We start from the raw sequence: 16,415 nt of genomic DNA on the forward strand, positions 1-16,415 counted from the left end.
AAGGCTATCCGGAATTGTTTTCCGGAAATTAAACGCGGTATTTTGGTCTTTGGACTTTGGATTTTTATATTTGCCTTCCTTAAAAATTGAATATAGTGGCACTGATCAAATCGATATCCGGCATCCGTGGTACCATAGGCGGTAAGCCTGGCGAAGGACTTTCTCCATTGGATGTAGTTAAGTTTACGGCCGCTTACGGCACCTGGTTAACCAGACAACAACCCGACAATAAAACTGTGATCATCGGCCGCGACGGTCGTATCTCCGGTCAGATGGTCAGCAACCTGGTCGTATCTACCCTCAACGGCCTCGGCCTCGATGTGGTAGACCTGGGTCTCTCCACCACACCTACCGTAGAGGTAGCCGTACAGCTGGAAAAAGCTGCCGGCGGGATCATCCTCACCGCCAGCCACAACCCGAAAGAGTGGAATGCACTGAAACTCCTGAACCAAAAAGGCGAATTCATCTCCGGTGCCGACGGCGCCGAAGTACTGGACATCGCCAGCCGGGAGGACTTCTCTTTCGCCGATGTCAACAAGCTGGGCAGCTACCGTCAGGACGAGTCTTTCCTGCAGAAACATATTGACCTGATCGTTAACTATCCCCTGGTAGACGTGGCCGCTATCAAAGCCCGCAACTTCAAAGTAGTAGTAGACGCTGTCAACTCTACCGGCGCCATCTTCGTACCCGCTCTGCTCAAAGCACTGGGCGTAAATCAGGTAGAAGTGCTCTTCGGAGAAGTAAACGGTAAGTTCAGCCACAACCCCGAACCACTGCCGGAAAACCTGGTCGCTTTATCCAATGAAGTGAATAAATCCCAGGCTGATCTCGGTATTGCCGTAGATCCTGATGTAGACCGCCTCTGCTTCGTATGTGAAGATGGCAGCATGTTTGGCGAAGAATATACGCTCGTAGCCGTAGCCGACTATGTGCTGGGCCAGCGCAAAGGCAACACCGTGTCCAACATGTCGTCTACCCGCGCACTCAAAGATGTGACGCTGAAACATGGGGGCGAATACTTCCCTTCCGCAGTAGGAGAAGTAAACGTGGTGACCAAAATGAAAGCAGTAAATGCTGTCATCGGTGGAGAAGGTAACGGCGGTATCATCGTACCAGACCTGCACTACGGCCGTGATGCCCTCATCGGTATCGGCCTGTTCCTCAGCCACCTCGCACAGAGCAAAAAGAGCATCAAAACCCTGCGTAACAGCTATCCGGACTATTTTATCTCCAAAAACAAGATAGAGCTGGACAAAAACGTAGACGTAAAAGCTATTTTTGAAAAAATCAAAGGCAAATACAAAAACCAGCCGGTAAACACCGAAGATGGTATCAAAATAGAATTCGACACCGACTGGGTACACCTGCGTACCTCCAATACGGAACCGATCATCCGTATCTATGCCGAAAGCCAGTTCGAAACCACTGCCGACAATATCGCCCGCCGCATCATGCAGGACATTAAAGAGTTCATCTGATAGCCGACGGACCCGAACATATTCGTTACGCCACGCCTTCCGCGTGGCGTAATTATTTTACCCCCCTACCGCTCGTCCCGGCTTCTTATTCCCCTTATGAAAAAATTTCCGACATTTGTTACCGTTTTTTATTGCGGATATTTTATTGATATCAAAAACCACCACCATTGGAAAGAATTTATTTTGACAATGCAGCTACCACGCCGCTGGATGGAGCCGTGCTGGAAGCGATGCTGCCTTTTATGACTGAAAAGTTCGGTAATCCTTCCTCCATCTACTCCTTCGGCCGGGAAGCCCGCCTGGGCATAGAAACTGCCCGTAAAACGGTGGCCCGCATCCTGAACGCCCACCCGGGTGAGATCTTCTTCACCTCCGGTGGTACCGAAAGCAGCAACACCGCCATCAACGCTGCCGTACATGACCTGGGATGCCGTCATATCATCAGCTCCCCCCTGGAGCACCATGCCACCCTCCATACCGTAGAGCTGCTCCACCACCGCTACGGTGTAGCCCTCTCCTGGGTAAAAGTGCTGCCCGACGGGCATATCGATATGGACCACCTGCGCGAACTGCTCGCCAGCTCCAGCGAACGGACCCTCGTCAGCCTCATGCATGCCAATAACGAGATCGGCAACCTCCTCGACATCCACGCCGTAGGTAACCTCTGCAAGGAATTCGATGCCATCTTCCACTCCGACACCGTACAAACGGTCGGCCACTACCCTTTTGACCTCCGCAACACACCGGTACACTTCATCACCGGCGCCGGTCATAAGTTCCATGGCCCTAAAGGCGTAGGCATCCTCTATATCAACGAAAACGTCAAGATCACCCCCTTCATCCAGGGCGGCGCCCAGGAACGCAATATGCGCGCCGGCACCGAAAACGTATACGCCATCGCCGGCTTCGCCAAAGCCCTCGAAATGGCTACCGAACATATGGAAGCACACAGCGCCTACATCCAGGACCTGCGCCTCTATATGGCCGAACAACTACAGCAACACATCCCCGGCGTAGAATTCAACGGCGACCTCTATGGCCGCAGCCTCTACACCGTATTGAACGTTTCTTTTCCTAAATCAGAAAAAAGCGAAATGATACTGTTCAACCTCGATATCAACGGCATCTGCGCCTCCGGTGGCAGCGCGTGTACCTCCGGCGCCGATGCCGGCTCCCACGTCATCCGCGCCATCAGCTCCAACCCTAACCAGATCGCCGTACGTTTCTCCTTCTCTAAAAATAATACCAAAGCAGAAGTAGATACCGTAGTCGCCAAACTAAAAGAACTGATGTAGACACTGTCCATCATAATAGACATGATCCATCATAACGAAGCCGGAAGTAAATACTCCCGGCTTCGTTTATAGTGAGCACTGTAGTGAATCTGGTTTTAAGGGTACTGACGAAAAATGATATACTGAATGTACCTGAAATAAATAGTAACAGTAACGGCTAATCGATATATGCCTTGCTTTACATGACGACACCCGGAAATTTCCCGCCCATAACGCATAATAAAGCACTCCTGTCAGGAACACCTTCCATAAACACAGATAGCAGGCATGCCTGCTATCCGCAGCGGATCAGCCTCCGGCAATGGCGGTAACAACCACCTTCCCCCGAAATTTATACCAGCCATCTAAACAGGTGCACCCACGCATCCCCATAAGATGCAGTCTCCCCCCCTACAGATATGCCTTAAAAAAAACGGATCCCCCCAACAAAAAAGGCTGCTCCCCGAAAGGAACAGCCCAACTGTTTTATAAAATGCCGGTCATATCAGGCCACTGGTTTATCGCGGACAACCGCCCGTGCAAGGACAAATAGAGTGATACAACGTATTAGGTCCGAATACGTCTTTACCAGCATGGACCATTCCTTTGCTGAGACCGGCGATCGTCAGCTTACCGAGTTGTAATTTTTTGGTGGATTGCTTTTTCATAACAATGGTTTTAGGTGAACGAGAAAAAGTTACCACAATCCACCGGATACAACAATACCCCTAAAACAGGATATTCCTCCCCATACTTCCTGTATCATTCCTGTAGCATTCCTATAGCATTCGTATAGTCATTGTATAAGCCAGGCATATAGTTGCATATAGAATGCTTATACAACGCTTATACGACCTATATGCAACAAGTATGCAACCCGCTGCCTGTCAAACAGTTAAAAACATATAAATTTTCCACCAGGTGTGTACTCCACACTGCCGGCGGATTACCGCTTTTTTTCCGTAAATTTATACAGACGGCAACCCCTGTATTAAACCACGTTACTATGCGTTACTTCCTCCTCATCGGCCTATGTATCGGTAGCACCTCCTTTTCTGCTACCGCCCAGCAGGACATCCAGAAAAAACTGCAACGACAACTGATACTTGCCGAAGATGGCAGTACAGTAGAGTTCCCGGCAGGTACCTTTCAGCTCTCTTCCACCCTCAGCCTGGAGGGTAAGAAAAAAGTGATCCTCAAAGGCGCCGGCATGGACAAGACCATCCTCTCTTTCAAAGGACAGACCGAAGGCGCCGAAGGCCTGCGGGTATCCAATGCGGAACAGATCATCATCCGCGACCTCACCGTACAGGATACCAAAGGCGATGCCATCAAGACCATGCAGGTCTCCGGTATCAGCTTCCTCAACGTAAAAACCGAATGGACCGGTCCGCCCAGTAAGGACAATGGCGCCTACGGACTATACCCTGTACAATGCAAACAAGTACTGATAGACAGCTGTGTAGCCATCGGCGCTTCCGATGCAGGCATCTATGTCGGACAGTCCCGCGATATCATCGTGCGTAACTGCCTCGCCCGGCACAATGTAGCCGGTATCGAAATAGAAAACTCCCTGCATGCCGCCGTATATCACAATGAAGCTACCGAAAACACCGGGGGCGTACTGGTATTCGACCTGCCCGACCTCGTAGAGAAAAAAGGCGGACATGTCAAGGTCTATGAAAATAACATCCATCATAACAACCTGCCCAACTTCGCCCCTAAAGGCAATATCGTCGCCCAGGTACCCGAAGGTACCGGCGTGATGATCCTCGCTACCAACAACGTGGAACTGTACAACAACAAGATCCATTATAACAACAGCGTCGGTACCGCCGTCATCAGTTACTACATGACGGAGAAACCTATCAAAGATTCGCTTTATACACCCTATCCGGCGGCGATCTCTATACATAACAATGATTACCTCCGGGAAGCGGTTAAATTCCAGGGAAAGGGCCGTATGGGGCTTTTATTCAGATTTAAACTCCGCTTCGGCAAAAAGGTACCCCATATCCTCTACGATGGTATCCTCAATGAACAGTGGGTAGACAGCAACGGCCAGTATAAACCGGCCTACCGGATCTGTATCAGCGGTAACAACAATGAAAGTTTCGCCAACATGGATGCGGCCAACAAATTCCGGAACGTATCCCGCAATGTGGCCCCCTATCACTGCAACGGTCCACAGACCGAAGCAGGAAAACTCAGTTATCAGGCACTTGTAAAATAATCGATTTGCGACTGTACCAACTCATCCGGCTCACCTGCCTGGCAGGGCTGCTGGCAGCATTGCTGGCGTCAGCTATTCCGCAGGCCACTGCCCCCCATGAACAACTATCCGCCTACGGCTTTTTTACCGGCGACATCGCCCGGCAACTGCCCGCAGCGGATGTCACCCCCTATCAGCTGAACACCCCGCTGTTCTCAGACTATGCCGAAAAACTGCGGTTCGTCCGCCTCCCTCCCGGCACCAAAGCCACTTATAACAGCGACAGCGTATTCAGCTTCCCGGTAGGGACTACCCTCATCAAAACCTTCTATTATCCGCACGATTTCCGCGACCCTTCCAAAGGACGCCGGCTGATGGAAACGCGCCTGTTGATACATGAGGCCAACGGCTGGAAAGCATGGACCTATATCTGGAACGCCGAACAGACCGATGCCTACCTCGAAGTAGCAGGCGATAAACAGCCAGTACAGTTCGTCGATCCAAAAGGCAAAACAGTGAGCTTCGACTATATCGTTCCCAACCAGAATCAATGCAAAGGCTGTCATAACACGTATGAAGTGCTGACACCCATAGGCCCCGGCGCCCGCCAGCTGAATGGTGACTTCGCCTATGCCCGTGGTAAAGAGAACCAACTGCAGCATTGGATAAAGGCAGGACTATTATCCGGCTTGGACGACGTATCCCGGGCGCCGAAAGCGCCGGTATGGAACGATCCACAGTCGGGCACCCTCGAAGCGCGCGCACGTACCTGGCTCGATATCAATTGCGCCCATTGTCATAAACCAGGCGGCCCCGCCAGTACCTCCGGCCTGTTCCTCCAGATAGCAGAGAAAGACCCTACCAAAATGGGGGTCATGAAAACACCCGTGGCGGCAGGCCGCGGCGCAGCCAACCTGCTGTACGATATCGTACCCGGCCATCCGGACCAGTCGATCCTCGTATACAGGATGTTATCCACCGATCCCGGTATCATGATGCCGGAACTGAGCCGCAAACTCACTCATCACGAAGGCATCGCCCTCGTGCAGGAATGGATCAAAAAAATGAAGTGATCAGGAATTACGGTTGATAAGATCGTAGAACCGTTCCCGGTAACCGTCGCTGATAGGAATAGACTGATTAGCGATCATCACCGTATTCTTTTCGACGCTGTTGATCTTATTAAGCGATACCAGGTAAGACCGGTGTACACGGATAAATTTGTCTGCAGGGAGTTTCGTTTCAAAAGATTTAAGGCTACGCAGGGTTAATACCGGTTGAAATGGAGTATATATTTTCGTATAATCTTTCAAGGCTTCGATGAACAATATGTCTTCCAGGTTGATCTTGATGATCTTGTATTCCGTTTTAATAAAGATATAGTCACTTACATAGTTGTGATCGCCGTTCTTCTGCGATGTCACACTCATATATTCCTGGGCTTTGGCAGAAGCTTTCAGGAACCGTTCAAAAGGTACCGGCTTCAGCAGATAATCTACTACATCGAGGTTAAAACCATCCATTGCATATTCATCATAAGCAGTGGTGAATATAACCATCGGCGGATACTTCAGTGACTTCAGGAATTGTATGCCCGTGATATCCGGCATCTTGATGTCCAGGAATACCAGGTCTACCTGTTCATCCTGCAGAAAATGCAGCGCTGTCGCCGCATTATTGAACTGTTGTACCAGTTGCAGGTAAGGCACCTTGTTGATAAAATCTGCCATGATTTCCAGCGCCAGCGGCTCATCGTCCACTGCTATACACTTGATCATCTTTCAACATCATTTTTAAATTCACAATAAATTGATCGTCACGTGTTACAATACTGATCTCATGATCATCTTCGTATAGTAGTTCCAGTCGCTTCCGTACATTCTGCAGTCCTATACCTCCCTGCTCTGCCACCCGTTGTTTAAATACGCTGTTACGTATCTCCATTACAATTTCTTTCCGCACGATCGATATGTCGATATCGATGAACGAATGCTCTGCGTAACTAACACCATGTTTAAACGCGTTCTCTACAAAAGGTATCAGTAACATAGGTTCGATGGTAAGCCTCCCTGGATCTCCCTTCACTTCATACTTCACTGATATCGCTTCCGGTAATCGTAATCGTTGGATGTCTATATAATCCTGCAGATACAGCAGTTCTTTTTGCAACGGCACCTTATCTTCGTTCGACTCATAGATCATATACCGCATGATCGTAGACAACTTCACAATCGCATTCTCCGTTTCTTCAGAACGTTTATGCGCCAGCGAATAAATCGTGTTCAGGCAATTGAATAAAAAGTGTGGATTGATCTGTGATTTCAGAAAACGTAACTCTGCATTCAGGTTGGCCACTTTCAACTCTTCCCTTTGCTGCTCACTCCGGAACCACTGCCGTGCAATCTTGATGAACCCGCTCATGAACAGCATCAGCAAACCGGCGATCACCGTCCTTCTCAACACCTCCGGAAAGAAGAAATAACGGGCGGTAAAAAAGATACGATCCTTCCTTGTCAGTGGTCGTCCTAACGAATCTGTTCTACCCCACATCATTGGTGCTCTCAGCATCACGCCCTTCGAAACTAATGGCATCGCTGGTATCGCTGGTATCCCAGGCGTCACTTGCGGTACCGAAGGTAAGGCTGCTGTTACCCGCGTAAATGGCCGATCCTGCACCGTGTCCATACTTAACGTATCTGCCGGCGGAAAAGTTACATCCGGTGTAATTGTCGGTCTGACAGGTGTAGCAGCAGCAACGTTGTAAGTACTAAACACAGAAGAATCATCCACCGGTCTTGCGGCAGCAACACCGGCTGTATTCGAGATCGATACTGTCTTCGTTAACGGCGCCACTCTGGAAATAGCTACTGCCGGCATCGTCACCCCATAGGGAAAACCAGTCTCCTTCGACAAGGCTTCCATCAACAGATACTCTGTAGTAGCCTGTTGTATGATCAGAAACAACATCAGTACCACCACACAGCCGAAGTAGTATACGATCTTCTTCAGCGTAAAAAACAGCGGGATCAGCACATAGATATTCAGGTAGAATATCCCTATGAGGAACAGGTTGTCTACGATCTCTTTGGCAAGAAACCAATGGTTCTGTATACGTATGCGGTATATCAGGAACGGGAAAGACAGGAATAATGCCCACACCACTAGATGCAAGCCTATCTGAAAAAAGCGGTGTTGAAAAATGCGTTTTAGTTTGGTCATGGCGCCGTCAAAAGCGCGGTAAACTTACAGTGTTATGGGTTAACTCATTGTTAAAGTTCCGCCACAGTGTTTAAGCTAATGTTAAAATTATGAAACCCTTTACAGCAAAGGGTTTCATAACAATAAAAAATAGCAATAATGTTAAAATATGTTAACCGGATAGGACAGATGTTAAAGTTTCTCTAAAGTCATTCTTTAACGGCCGCACTCACCTGTAATGCCTGCAATTCTGCGATGGTCACATAAGGCAATTCCTGGTGTCTTATCTTCTCCACTACCAGGTTGCCCACGCGCATGGCTTCGTCTCTGTTGGCAAATACATGTTTGCCAGATAAAGCAGGTACCTGGTCCTGGTTGATGAAGCGGCGGTCATTTACATATACGCGGTATCCCCAGCCAGCCCCTATTGCATAGGGTTCCAGCCGGATATTGCCGGTCACCGCCATCTTCGCAGGTGCAGACTGCTGGCGTTGCCATCCCTGAAAAAGGATAGTTGCCAGCAGCAGCAAACCTGCTATCATGAAGACCCTCTGTTTAGTTATCTTTATCATTCCTTGTCGCGTTAGGCTGGAATTCCCGCAGATCGTCGAATGGCAATGAGCCGCTGAGACCTGTACCAAAGAAGCCCCTGTTCTTTACTGTAAAACCTATTGCACTGATACGCGCACTTCCTTCCAATGCCGTCTTTTCCGTCCACAGATCATTTTGCGGATTGTACTCCCAGGTAGCAGCAGCATTCACCAGGTAACCTTTACCATCTATCGTAAATGCACTGGCATTGGCACTCATAATATTATTATAGTTATCATCGTAACTATCTGAGCTTACGTTAGAGATCTCGCGGAGACGGGTCCAGGTATCTGTATCTCCATTATAGGAATAGAACTCGTTCACATTAGCAGATCCATTGTTGGAACCCGCTACCAGGTAAGCAATATCATTGATCACAAATACGGAAGCATCCTTACGTTTGGTACCCTGTACCCCTTTCATTTCTTTCCATTGCTTGATAGCCGGATCATACTGCCAGTTATCTTTCAGGTAGTTACCATCATAACCGGTGGCTACATACCCTTTATTTTTAGCAGAGAATGCCACGGCATCATAACGGGCAGAACCACCGAAATCTGCTATCTTTGTCCATGTCTGTGCTACGGGATCGAACTCGTAGAAATCTTTCAGATAGTTCACGCCATCATATCCGGTACCTACATATCCTTTGCTGCCGATAGCCATTCCCACTGCATTGCTACGTGCTGCCCCCGGGATATCTGCTACCTGCTTCCAGTCGTCCGTATCCGGATTATAAGACCAGCAGTCCTGTAATCGCTTTTTACCATCGTACCCGGAACCCATATAAGCAAGACCGTCGATCACAAAACTAACTGCCTCGCCACGCGCTACTCCCTTCAGATCAGAGCGTTTTACCCAGTTGCCGATCTTATCAGCTGAATTCTTGTCTTTAGAACACGCAGCACTCAACAGGAGTATCGCCAGACTTAACCCTTTAAAATTTCGCATGGACATTTTTACATTTTTAGATGGTCCCAAAATTATCCGCCTGTTTATTTACACCGTCATAAAATAGATACTTGACGACTTTTAACGGACCAAGCGCCCAATTTTATCGACCAGTCCACATTTAGATCAAAATAGCCCACCAGCACCGCTTTAGGCATATAACGAACATCTCCGGTCATTCATCGATAAAAAACTCCAATTGGCATATTAATACCCTGCTGAGAAGGTTAGCTGTCTAAAATTGCGCCTCATGTACAAGACGATATTACACGGACGCTCGATGCGTTGCTTGTGGTGGTATACGGTAATGATATTTCTCCTGATTGGTGCAACATCCTGCGAGAAGACCAGCCTGCCGTATGATAACCAGACGAACGTCCCGCCTTCCAACTACCTTACTACCGATACGCTGACCATCAATACCCAGACCGTATTGCTGGATTCCATCGTAACTTCCAACACCGGCGTGCTGCTTGCCGGTACACACCAGGATCCGGCGTTCGGCAAATCTACCGCAGATGGCTACTTCCAGCTGACATTACCGGCCGATAAAAAACTGGATGACAGGGCCGTGTATGACTCCCTCGTAGTACTGCTCGTGCCGGATGGCGGTATCTACGGCGACTCCACCAATCAACAGGAACTTAACATATATGAAGTAACAGAACCTATCAAACTACCTGATAACTCCGTGGTATTTTATAATACCAGCCAGTTTAAAACCAGCGCCACACCACTGGGTTCTTTCAAAGGTCTCGTATACCCTGCGAGGGGAGATACCGTACGTATCAAACTGGCAGCAAAAGGAGCGGCCCTGTTCGACCTGCTCAAACGGCAGACCGATGAAGTGTCTACACAAGATCAGTTCCTCAACTACCTGAAGGGATTGTCGCTGAAAGGCGGCGCCGGCAACAAAGCGGTAGTGGGATTCCGGCTGGGCGATGGCCTGCTGATCACCAGGCTGTACTACCACCTGGATAATGTACTGCCGGAACCCAAGACCATGGACTTCCCGCTGTACAAGTCAGACCTCTCTTTCAATCACGTCAGCACTGACCGCAGCGGTACTACGCTCAGCGCATTATCTGCCAACAACCGGTCGCTCTCCTCTACCCTGACCGGCAATCAGACCTTCGTACAACTACTGTCGCAGGTGACCACACGTATAGACTTCCCTCACCTCCGGGACTTCAAAGGCTTTAACAAATTCTTCAAGCTGCTCTCTGCTACCCTGACAATAGAACCGGTAGCCGGCAGCTATGATATTTATTCCCTGCCGCCGCGCATGTCATTAACAGAAGTAACGGCCGACAATAAAGTGACCGACTCCCTCTTCGTACCGCAAGGCGGTGGTATCCAATATGGCAACCTGGTCATCGACAACCTGTTGCATATCAACACCCGGTACACCTATGACCTGACCAACTATTGCCTGCATGAAATGGCCAGTGACAACTACAACAGCAGGGGTATTATGCTGGCGCCGCCGCCAGGTACCTATCGTACCCGTTTCGATCGCCTGATCATCGGCGACAGCAAACGTGACAAGAACGTCATCAAATTGCAGTTGTACTACATGACCTATAACTAATCACCGCACATGAACTACCGTTATATATATCTGCTCCTGTTTATCCTCCCCGCCTTGTTGCCTACCCGTGCAACCGCGCAGAGAGGCATAAATTCGCTCTATTCCTCCTTTGGAATAGGTACAATAGCGTCCCGCGATTACAGCCGGAATTTCGGCACCGGAGGCGCCGGTATCGCCAGGTCCTCCCTTTTCTACCTGAATGAACTGAATCCGGCTTCGTACTATGCGATCCCTCAAAAACATTTCATCCTGGACGCTGCCATTGCCGGACAATCCGTCAATTACCAAAGCAATGCCGTTAAACAGAACGGGTTGGATTTTAATTTCAAACGCCTTGCTATAGGGTTCAAAGCCAATAGACGCTGGGGTATCAGCGCCGGCATCACTCCTTTCAGCACGGTAGATTACAAACTGGCCAATACCCGCTATATCGAGGGTACTACCAAACCGGTGACTAACAACCAGGAAGGTACCGGCGGTATCAACCGGGTATTCATCAGCAACGGGGTACAGCTGACCAAAAATCTCTCCGTAGGCGTTTCTACAGCCTTTCTGTTCGGCCCTGTCAATGCTTCCGAGACATTGGGCGACGATTCGATCCATACCAATTACAACCGCTACGCCTTCAATACCAACTTCACAGCAGGGATGCAGTACACCGGTAAGATCAAAGACTGGGAAGTCGGACTGGGCCTTACCTACCGGTTCCGTACCAACCTGACCATGCAGCAACACACCACCATCACCAACAATGATCAGACCGTGCTGTTCGACAAGAAACTGCCGGACCAGGTGTTCCGTTTACCCGAGCAATACGGTGCGGGACTGTCTTTCGCAAATGGTAATATTACTTGGGTGTTCGACTACAGGCGGCAGCTATGGGGTAGTGTGAAGAACGTAGAAACGGATTACCGGTACACGGATGCGGATCGTTTTGCAGGTGGCCTGGAATATAGCTTCAAACGCACCTATCGCAATGGCATTGTCGAAGGCGCTGTTCTACAGGCAGGTTTCGCCTACGACCGGACCAACCTGGTGATCAAGGGCAACCAGATAAAAGATGTATCAGGTACGGTGGGTGTATCCCTTCCTAACCGGGGCGGCAACCTGCGTTACTACCTGGGACTGGAAGTGGGTCAGCGGGGTACTACCGCCAGCGGCCTGATCAGGGAGAATTATATCAACGCGGTATTCCACTTCTCGCTGCGGGATATGTGGTTTATAAGAAGAGTATACGATTAATAGGATTATTTATCGAGGGTAGGCATCGCCGCGTGAGTGTCTGCGGTGAGGAGCTGCCGGAACCAATAGCCGGAGTCTTTGATCGTACGTTGCTGGGTTTCAAAGTTAACATGTACGAGGCCGAAAGGGGTGCGATATCCTTCCGCCCATTCGAAATTGTCCGTCAATGTCCAGGCAAAGTACCCCTCCACCGGGATGCCTTCCCGCCGGGCCTGTAATATGGCCCCCAGGTATTCTTCATAGTATTGGACACGTTCGGTATCATGTATACGTCCATCTATCAGCTGATCAGGGAAAGCGGCACCGCTCTCAGTGATGATCAGCTTACGGACACCTTTATAAGCAGCAAACTGTTTGAGTATCTCATACATGCCATTACCACTGATCTCCCACCCCATCCCGGTCGTACGCACCTTGCGGGCGCGGGGTTTTACCTCTGATATATTGACCACCGGCATAAAGGCATTGTATTTTACTACCAGCGGAAAATAGTTCTGTACACCAATGAAATCAAAGTCGAAGGCCAGCTTATCCCAATCCCGCCACAGGGCATAACGGCGCTCTATACGCCGGAGCAAGGGAAAGTCTGCTACGGGATAACCCATACCCAATGCAGGTTCCAGGAACAGCCGGTTGAACAAGGCATCGGCACGTCGGGCCGCTTGCACATCCTGCTGACTTTGCGTAAAGGGAATGATCTTAGAGCAGGAATAGGCAGTGCCTATATTCGCATCTTTGACTTCTTCCCGGATCACCCGGGCGCCTTCGGCATGTGCTAATGCAGCATGATGTACGGCCGGCAGAAAATACGAAAGGCCAAATTTACCGGGCGCATGTACCCCCAGCATATATCCCAATGCGGTAAATCCGAAGGGTTCATTCAGTACGATCCAGTTCTTCACCTTATGTCCATACTCTCTCATACAGACGCTGACATAGTCCGTAAAAGCAAATACGGTACCTCTGTGGCACCACCCACCTTTATGTTCGAGCGTCTGCGGCAGGTCCCAGTGATATAGGGTGATGTAAGGCTCCAGTCCCAGCTCCAGGCAGGCATCTATCACCCGGTGATAATAGGCGATACCAGCTTCATTAACGGGCCCTGTGCCCTTGGGCATGATACGGCTCCAGGATAAGGAGAAACGGAATATGCTGAAGCCGAGCAGCTTAGCCAGCAGTATATCCTGATGATAACGATTGTAGAAGTCACAAGCCATTTCAGCATGTGCGGCATCCTTGATCTTTCCTTTGCGGGCAGTAAATGTATCCCATATGGAGGCGCCTTTACCATCATGGCTGCAAGCCCCTTCATTCTGAAAAGCGGATATAGTCACTCCCCACAAGAAATCATCTCCGAAATCTTCTCGCCGGAATGGTGCGGTAAATGATTGCATCACAAAAAGCAGCGCCGGTCAGTTTATCCGGCATTACCTGCAGTTTACAATACTTTGAACGAACGGCGGATTATTTAATTGTTAACATATCCTTTATCTGATCCGGGTGATCAGTTCCTGCAGGCGCTTACGCTGCAGGTTCCTTTTTAGGGAATGTTGTTTTAACCGGCGCTCTTTTTCTTCTGTGGCAATGATCAACCAGTCGGTCTTTGCCAACAATACGTCTATATTATTTGTATCGGGTGTTGTCGTTTTGATATCTATCTCTTCCAGCAGGAGATCAATGATGAGATCCAGGGTAGCCGGTGAAATATCATTATGGGCGAGATGGTCTTTCACGCCTTCCAGGTCCAGTTGATCAAATGCGGCCTTGTCTTTCCACCTGGTAGCATTAAAGGCTACTTGTATCTCCTCCATCGCTTTGGCAGGATGGCTTTTTTTCAATAAGATGATCGCTCTTAACAGGCGGCCTATCTCTTCTACTATTTCCAACATATAATCTCTCTGCATACGACGGCGGTTTAGATAATCTGTTCAACGTAAAATACAAATCTATCTGCATTAAAACACAAAGGGTATAACAAGCACTGTCGTACTTGTAATACCCTTTGCTATGATAAGTGACGTCTTAATGGATACCTGTGATCATATTATTTTTTACTTTTCTTCTTATCGGTATTGGTTTGAACGTCTATCAGGCCACCGTCTGCATTTTTATATCCAATTACCGTTACCTGGTTTTTATCGGTGAGCGTGAATTTTTTGGTTTCGTTTTCCTTGAGTTCTTTACCATCTACTACGAATTTCATTTCGTCTTTGTTGAGGGTCGTGGCTACGGCAGGATTGCTGGTCGCTGCGGCTGCGGACTTATCATTTACCAGCACATCCTCCATCCGGGCAGCACTGTTTTTGGTCCAGATAAATATGATCCCGTCTTTGGCCTGATCGCCATAACCGTATTGCGCTACATTCTGCCCTTTCACTACGTTGACAGAACGGATATCATCGGGAGAGATGTTGGACGGCAGGTAGGTGCCCATGTTTACGCCATCAACTACATATAGCGGCTGACCTTTGCCTCTCACCTGTATGGTACCTTCAGTGGCTGCATTGGTACCGGTGATGCCTAATACAGCTCCCTTGGTATCATTCTTCATGGCGGAAGGAGTGGCGGCCGCTGCCGGCGCAGCTTCGGGAGATGGTGCGGGTGGCGGAGGTGGGGGTGGTGGCGGCATTTTGCCATCAATTACCGGTGGCGCTGGTGGTGGCGGCGGCGGCGGAGCAGGTAACTTGCTCTTACCCTGATTGGAAGCAATGATAAATGCACCATGTTCTGCCTTCTTACCATACTTGCGCATGGCATCTTTGGCCTCTACTACTTTCACGCTATAGTGTTCTTCATCTTCATGTTTTCTGGCGAACTTCACATATGCTGATACATCCATTTCTTTACCATCTACTACAAACAGTGGGTGAATACCTTTGTCGATCGCCCCATCTTCCACGCCCAACCATTTTACTTTTACCTTACCGGCATCGGGACTTTTAGCATCCGGCATCGTTACGGATGGTAAGTCCGTATCCTTCGGTTGCTGCTGCGCGAAAGCCTCTGGGCTAATGTTCAGTGACAGTAATATAGCGCCGGCCACTCCCCCGAATACTACATACCGCAGCAAGTGGTATTGGGATGACCGCTTTTTATTCATCATCATAATTCTGCTTTTTAAATGTGAAAAATTGAAGTTGTTTGCGATGGCCGTCGCATATGGAATTCCACTTACTTTTATAAGACTGTATTGATATGTTTTTGCATCTACCCCCTGTTGCAGCATCTTACGATCGGTGATGAACTCGAGGTTCTCCCTTATCGCCAGCCGCATCATCCAGGCACCCGGATTAAACCAGTAGAACACGTTATTTACCTCTCCTGCGAGTATATCCAGCGTATGCCATTGCTGCACATGCACCCGCTCATGTTTTAAGATCGCTTCCAGTTCGGGGAGTGTATGCAGTTCCGGATTGAGATAGATATTCCGGAAGAAAGAGAATGGGTTGACGGCTTTACGTAATACTTTGACAGGCTGAGACAACACCTCCCTGTTTTCGGCAGATCGATGTACCTGCCACAGGGACAGCAGCTGTACGAGGAGCCTTACACACATTACCAGTACGCCCGCCCAGAACAGCCATATCAGGAGCTGCCAGATCGTAAATTCTTCTTTCGCCTGTACCAGTTGCAGTTGTTGCCAGTCGAGTACATAAGCTGCCATCCCCGGATCGATCGCTCTTCCATGTAATAGCTGATTAACATCTATCAGGGGGAGTATAGCGGAGAAGGCGATGCCTGCCAGCAGAAAAAAGCGGTTAAGCGTATAGAAGGTCAGGCGCCGCAGGCCGAAGCGGTACACGAGGTAAAATACTGTCAGCGCAATATTGGCCTTTAACAGGTACAGCAACATATCTGATCCGGATTATAACGTGAAG

At 49.1% G+C, this 16,415-nt stretch carries 14 protein-coding genes; 6 read left to right on the forward strand and 8 right to left on the reverse strand.

Annotation, left to right across the window (positions count from 1 at the left end):
* Positions 1-95 precede the first annotated feature (95 nt).
* Positions 96-1,478 carry a phosphoglucosamine mutase gene (gene glmM, locus KTO58_RS17830; RefSeq protein WP_095841514.1) on the forward strand — a complete coding sequence of 461 codons (1,383 nt, stop codon included), beginning with the start codon at positions 96-98 and terminating at the stop codon, positions 1,476-1,478.
* 167 nt (positions 1,479-1,645) lie between these two features.
* Positions 1,646-2,773 carry a cysteine desulfurase family protein gene (locus KTO58_RS17835; protein ID WP_095838065.1) on the forward strand — a complete coding sequence of 376 codons (1,128 nt, stop codon included), beginning with the start codon at positions 1,646-1,648 and terminating at the stop codon, positions 2,771-2,773.
* Between the two features lie 497 nt (positions 2,774-3,270).
* Here KTO58_RS17835 and KTO58_RS17840 read toward each other — a convergent pair whose 3' ends face one another.
* A complete protein-coding gene (locus KTO58_RS17840; RefSeq protein WP_157752875.1) occupies positions 3,271-3,420 on the reverse strand; it encodes a hypothetical protein in 150 nt (49 codons plus the stop codon).
* A 338-nt stretch (positions 3,421-3,758) separates the two neighbouring features.
* Between KTO58_RS17840 and KTO58_RS17845 the strand changes: the two genes are divergently transcribed.
* Positions 3,759-4,985 carry a parallel beta-helix domain-containing protein gene (locus KTO58_RS17845; RefSeq protein ID WP_095841513.1) on the forward strand — a complete coding sequence of 409 codons (1,227 nt, stop codon included), beginning with the start codon at positions 3,759-3,761 and terminating at the stop codon, positions 4,983-4,985.
* Between the two features lie 5 nt (positions 4,986-4,990).
* Positions 4,991-6,037 carry an SO2930 family diheme c-type cytochrome gene (locus KTO58_RS17850; protein WP_198315205.1) on the forward strand — a complete coding sequence of 349 codons (1,047 nt, stop codon included), beginning with the start codon at positions 4,991-4,993 and terminating at the stop codon, positions 6,035-6,037.
* Here the strand turns inward: KTO58_RS17850 and KTO58_RS17855 are convergent, their stop codons facing one another.
* The 4 genes from KTO58_RS17855 to KTO58_RS17870 form a co-directional block, all read right to left on the reverse strand.
* Positions 6,038-6,742 carry a LytR/AlgR family response regulator transcription factor gene (locus KTO58_RS17855; protein WP_095838064.1) on the reverse strand — a complete coding sequence of 235 codons (705 nt, stop codon included), beginning with the start codon at positions 6,740-6,742 and terminating at the stop codon, positions 6,038-6,040.
* Positions 6,714-8,183: a sensor histidine kinase gene (locus KTO58_RS17860; RefSeq protein ID WP_095838063.1), complete on the reverse strand. Its 1,470-nt coding sequence runs from the start codon at positions 8,181-8,183 to the stop codon at positions 6,714-6,716. Before KTO58_RS17860 ends, KTO58_RS17855 begins: the two co-directional genes overlap by 29 nt.
* 188 nt (positions 8,184-8,371) lie before the next feature.
* Positions 8,372-8,704 (reverse strand): DUF4907 domain-containing protein, encoded by a 333-nt coding sequence (locus KTO58_RS17865; protein WP_157752874.1) that lies wholly within the window; start codon positions 8,702-8,704, stop codon positions 8,372-8,374.
* A 13-nt stretch (positions 8,705-8,717) separates the two neighbouring features.
* The gene (locus KTO58_RS17870) at positions 8,718-9,704 is read right to left on the reverse strand and encodes a Kelch repeat-containing protein (protein WP_157752873.1); all 987 of its coding nucleotides are present in this window, start codon (positions 9,702-9,704) and stop codon (positions 8,718-8,720) included.
* Between the two features lie 250 nt (positions 9,705-9,954).
* Between KTO58_RS17870 and KTO58_RS17875 the strand changes: the two genes are divergently transcribed.
* Positions 9,955-11,295, forward strand: coding sequence for a DUF4270 family protein (locus tag KTO58_RS17875; RefSeq protein WP_095838060.1), 1,341 nt, complete (start codon positions 9,955-9,957; stop codon positions 11,293-11,295).
* Between the two features lie 9 nt (positions 11,296-11,304).
* Positions 11,305-12,537, forward strand: a complete 1,233-nt coding sequence (gene bamG, locus KTO58_RS17880) for a BamG family beta-barrel-assembly machinery protein (RefSeq protein ID WP_095838059.1) — start codon at positions 11,305-11,307, stop codon at positions 12,535-12,537.
* 5 nt (positions 12,538-12,542) lie between these two features.
* Here the strand turns inward: bamG and KTO58_RS17885 are convergent, their stop codons facing one another.
* The 3 genes from KTO58_RS17885 to KTO58_RS17895 form a co-directional block, all read right to left on the reverse strand.
* Positions 12,543-13,931, reverse strand: coding sequence for a GH1 family beta-glucosidase (locus KTO58_RS17885; RefSeq protein WP_095838058.1), 1,389 nt, complete (start codon positions 13,929-13,931; stop codon positions 12,543-12,545).
* 93 nt (positions 13,932-14,024) lie between these two features.
* On the reverse strand, positions 14,025-14,441 hold the full coding sequence (locus tag KTO58_RS17890; RefSeq protein ID WP_095838057.1) for a hypothetical protein: 417 nt from the start codon (positions 14,439-14,441) through the stop codon (positions 14,025-14,027).
* A 140-nt stretch (positions 14,442-14,581) separates the two neighbouring features.
* Positions 14,582-16,390: a M56 family metallopeptidase gene (locus KTO58_RS17895; protein WP_157752872.1), complete on the reverse strand. Its 1,809-nt coding sequence runs from the start codon at positions 16,388-16,390 to the stop codon at positions 14,582-14,584.
* Positions 16,391-16,415: the final 25 nt, after the last annotated feature.

This window comes from Chitinophaga pendula (assembly GCF_020386615.1).
Lineage (GTDB): Bacteria > Bacteroidota > Bacteroidia > Chitinophagales > Chitinophagaceae > Chitinophaga > Chitinophaga pendula.

What these genes read in the sequence shown, in the direction of transcription:
- KTO58_RS17840 (WP_157752875.1), bottom strand. Translation starts at nt 3,420, where the DNA reads ATGAAAAAGCAATCCACCAAAAAATTACAACTCGGTAAGCTGACGATC.
- KTO58_RS17845 (WP_095841513.1), top strand. Translation starts at nt 3,759, where the DNA reads ATGCGTTACTTCCTCCTCATCGGCCTATGTATCGGTAGCACCTCCTTT.
- KTO58_RS17855 (WP_095838064.1), bottom strand. Translation starts at nt 6,742, where the DNA reads ATGATCAAGTGTATAGCAGTGGACGATGAGCCGCTGGCGCTGGAAATC.
- KTO58_RS17860 (WP_095838063.1), bottom strand. Translation starts at nt 8,183, where the DNA reads ATGACCAAACTAAAACGCATTTTTCAACACCGCTTTTTTCAGATAGGC.
- KTO58_RS17865 (WP_157752874.1), bottom strand. Translation starts at nt 8,704, where the DNA reads ATGATAGCAGGTTTGCTGCTGCTGGCAACTATCCTTTTTCAGGGATGG.
- KTO58_RS17870 (WP_157752873.1), bottom strand. Translation starts at nt 9,704, where the DNA reads ATGCGAAATTTTAAAGGGTTAAGTCTGGCGATACTCCTGTTGAGTGCT.
- KTO58_RS17875 (WP_095838060.1), top strand. Translation starts at nt 9,955, where the DNA reads ATGTACAAGACGATATTACACGGACGCTCGATGCGTTGCTTGTGGTGG.
- bamG (WP_095838059.1), top strand. Translation starts at nt 11,305, where the DNA reads ATGAACTACCGTTATATATATCTGCTCCTGTTTATCCTCCCCGCCTTG.
- KTO58_RS17885 (WP_095838058.1), bottom strand. Translation starts at nt 13,931, where the DNA reads ATGCAATCATTTACCGCACCATTCCGGCGAGAAGATTTCGGAGATGAT.
- KTO58_RS17890 (WP_095838057.1), bottom strand. Translation starts at nt 14,441, where the DNA reads ATGCAGAGAGATTATATGTTGGAAATAGTAGAAGAGATAGGCCGCCTG.
- KTO58_RS17895 (WP_157752872.1), bottom strand. Translation starts at nt 16,390, where the DNA reads ATGTTGCTGTACCTGTTAAAGGCCAATATTGCGCTGACAGTATTTTAC.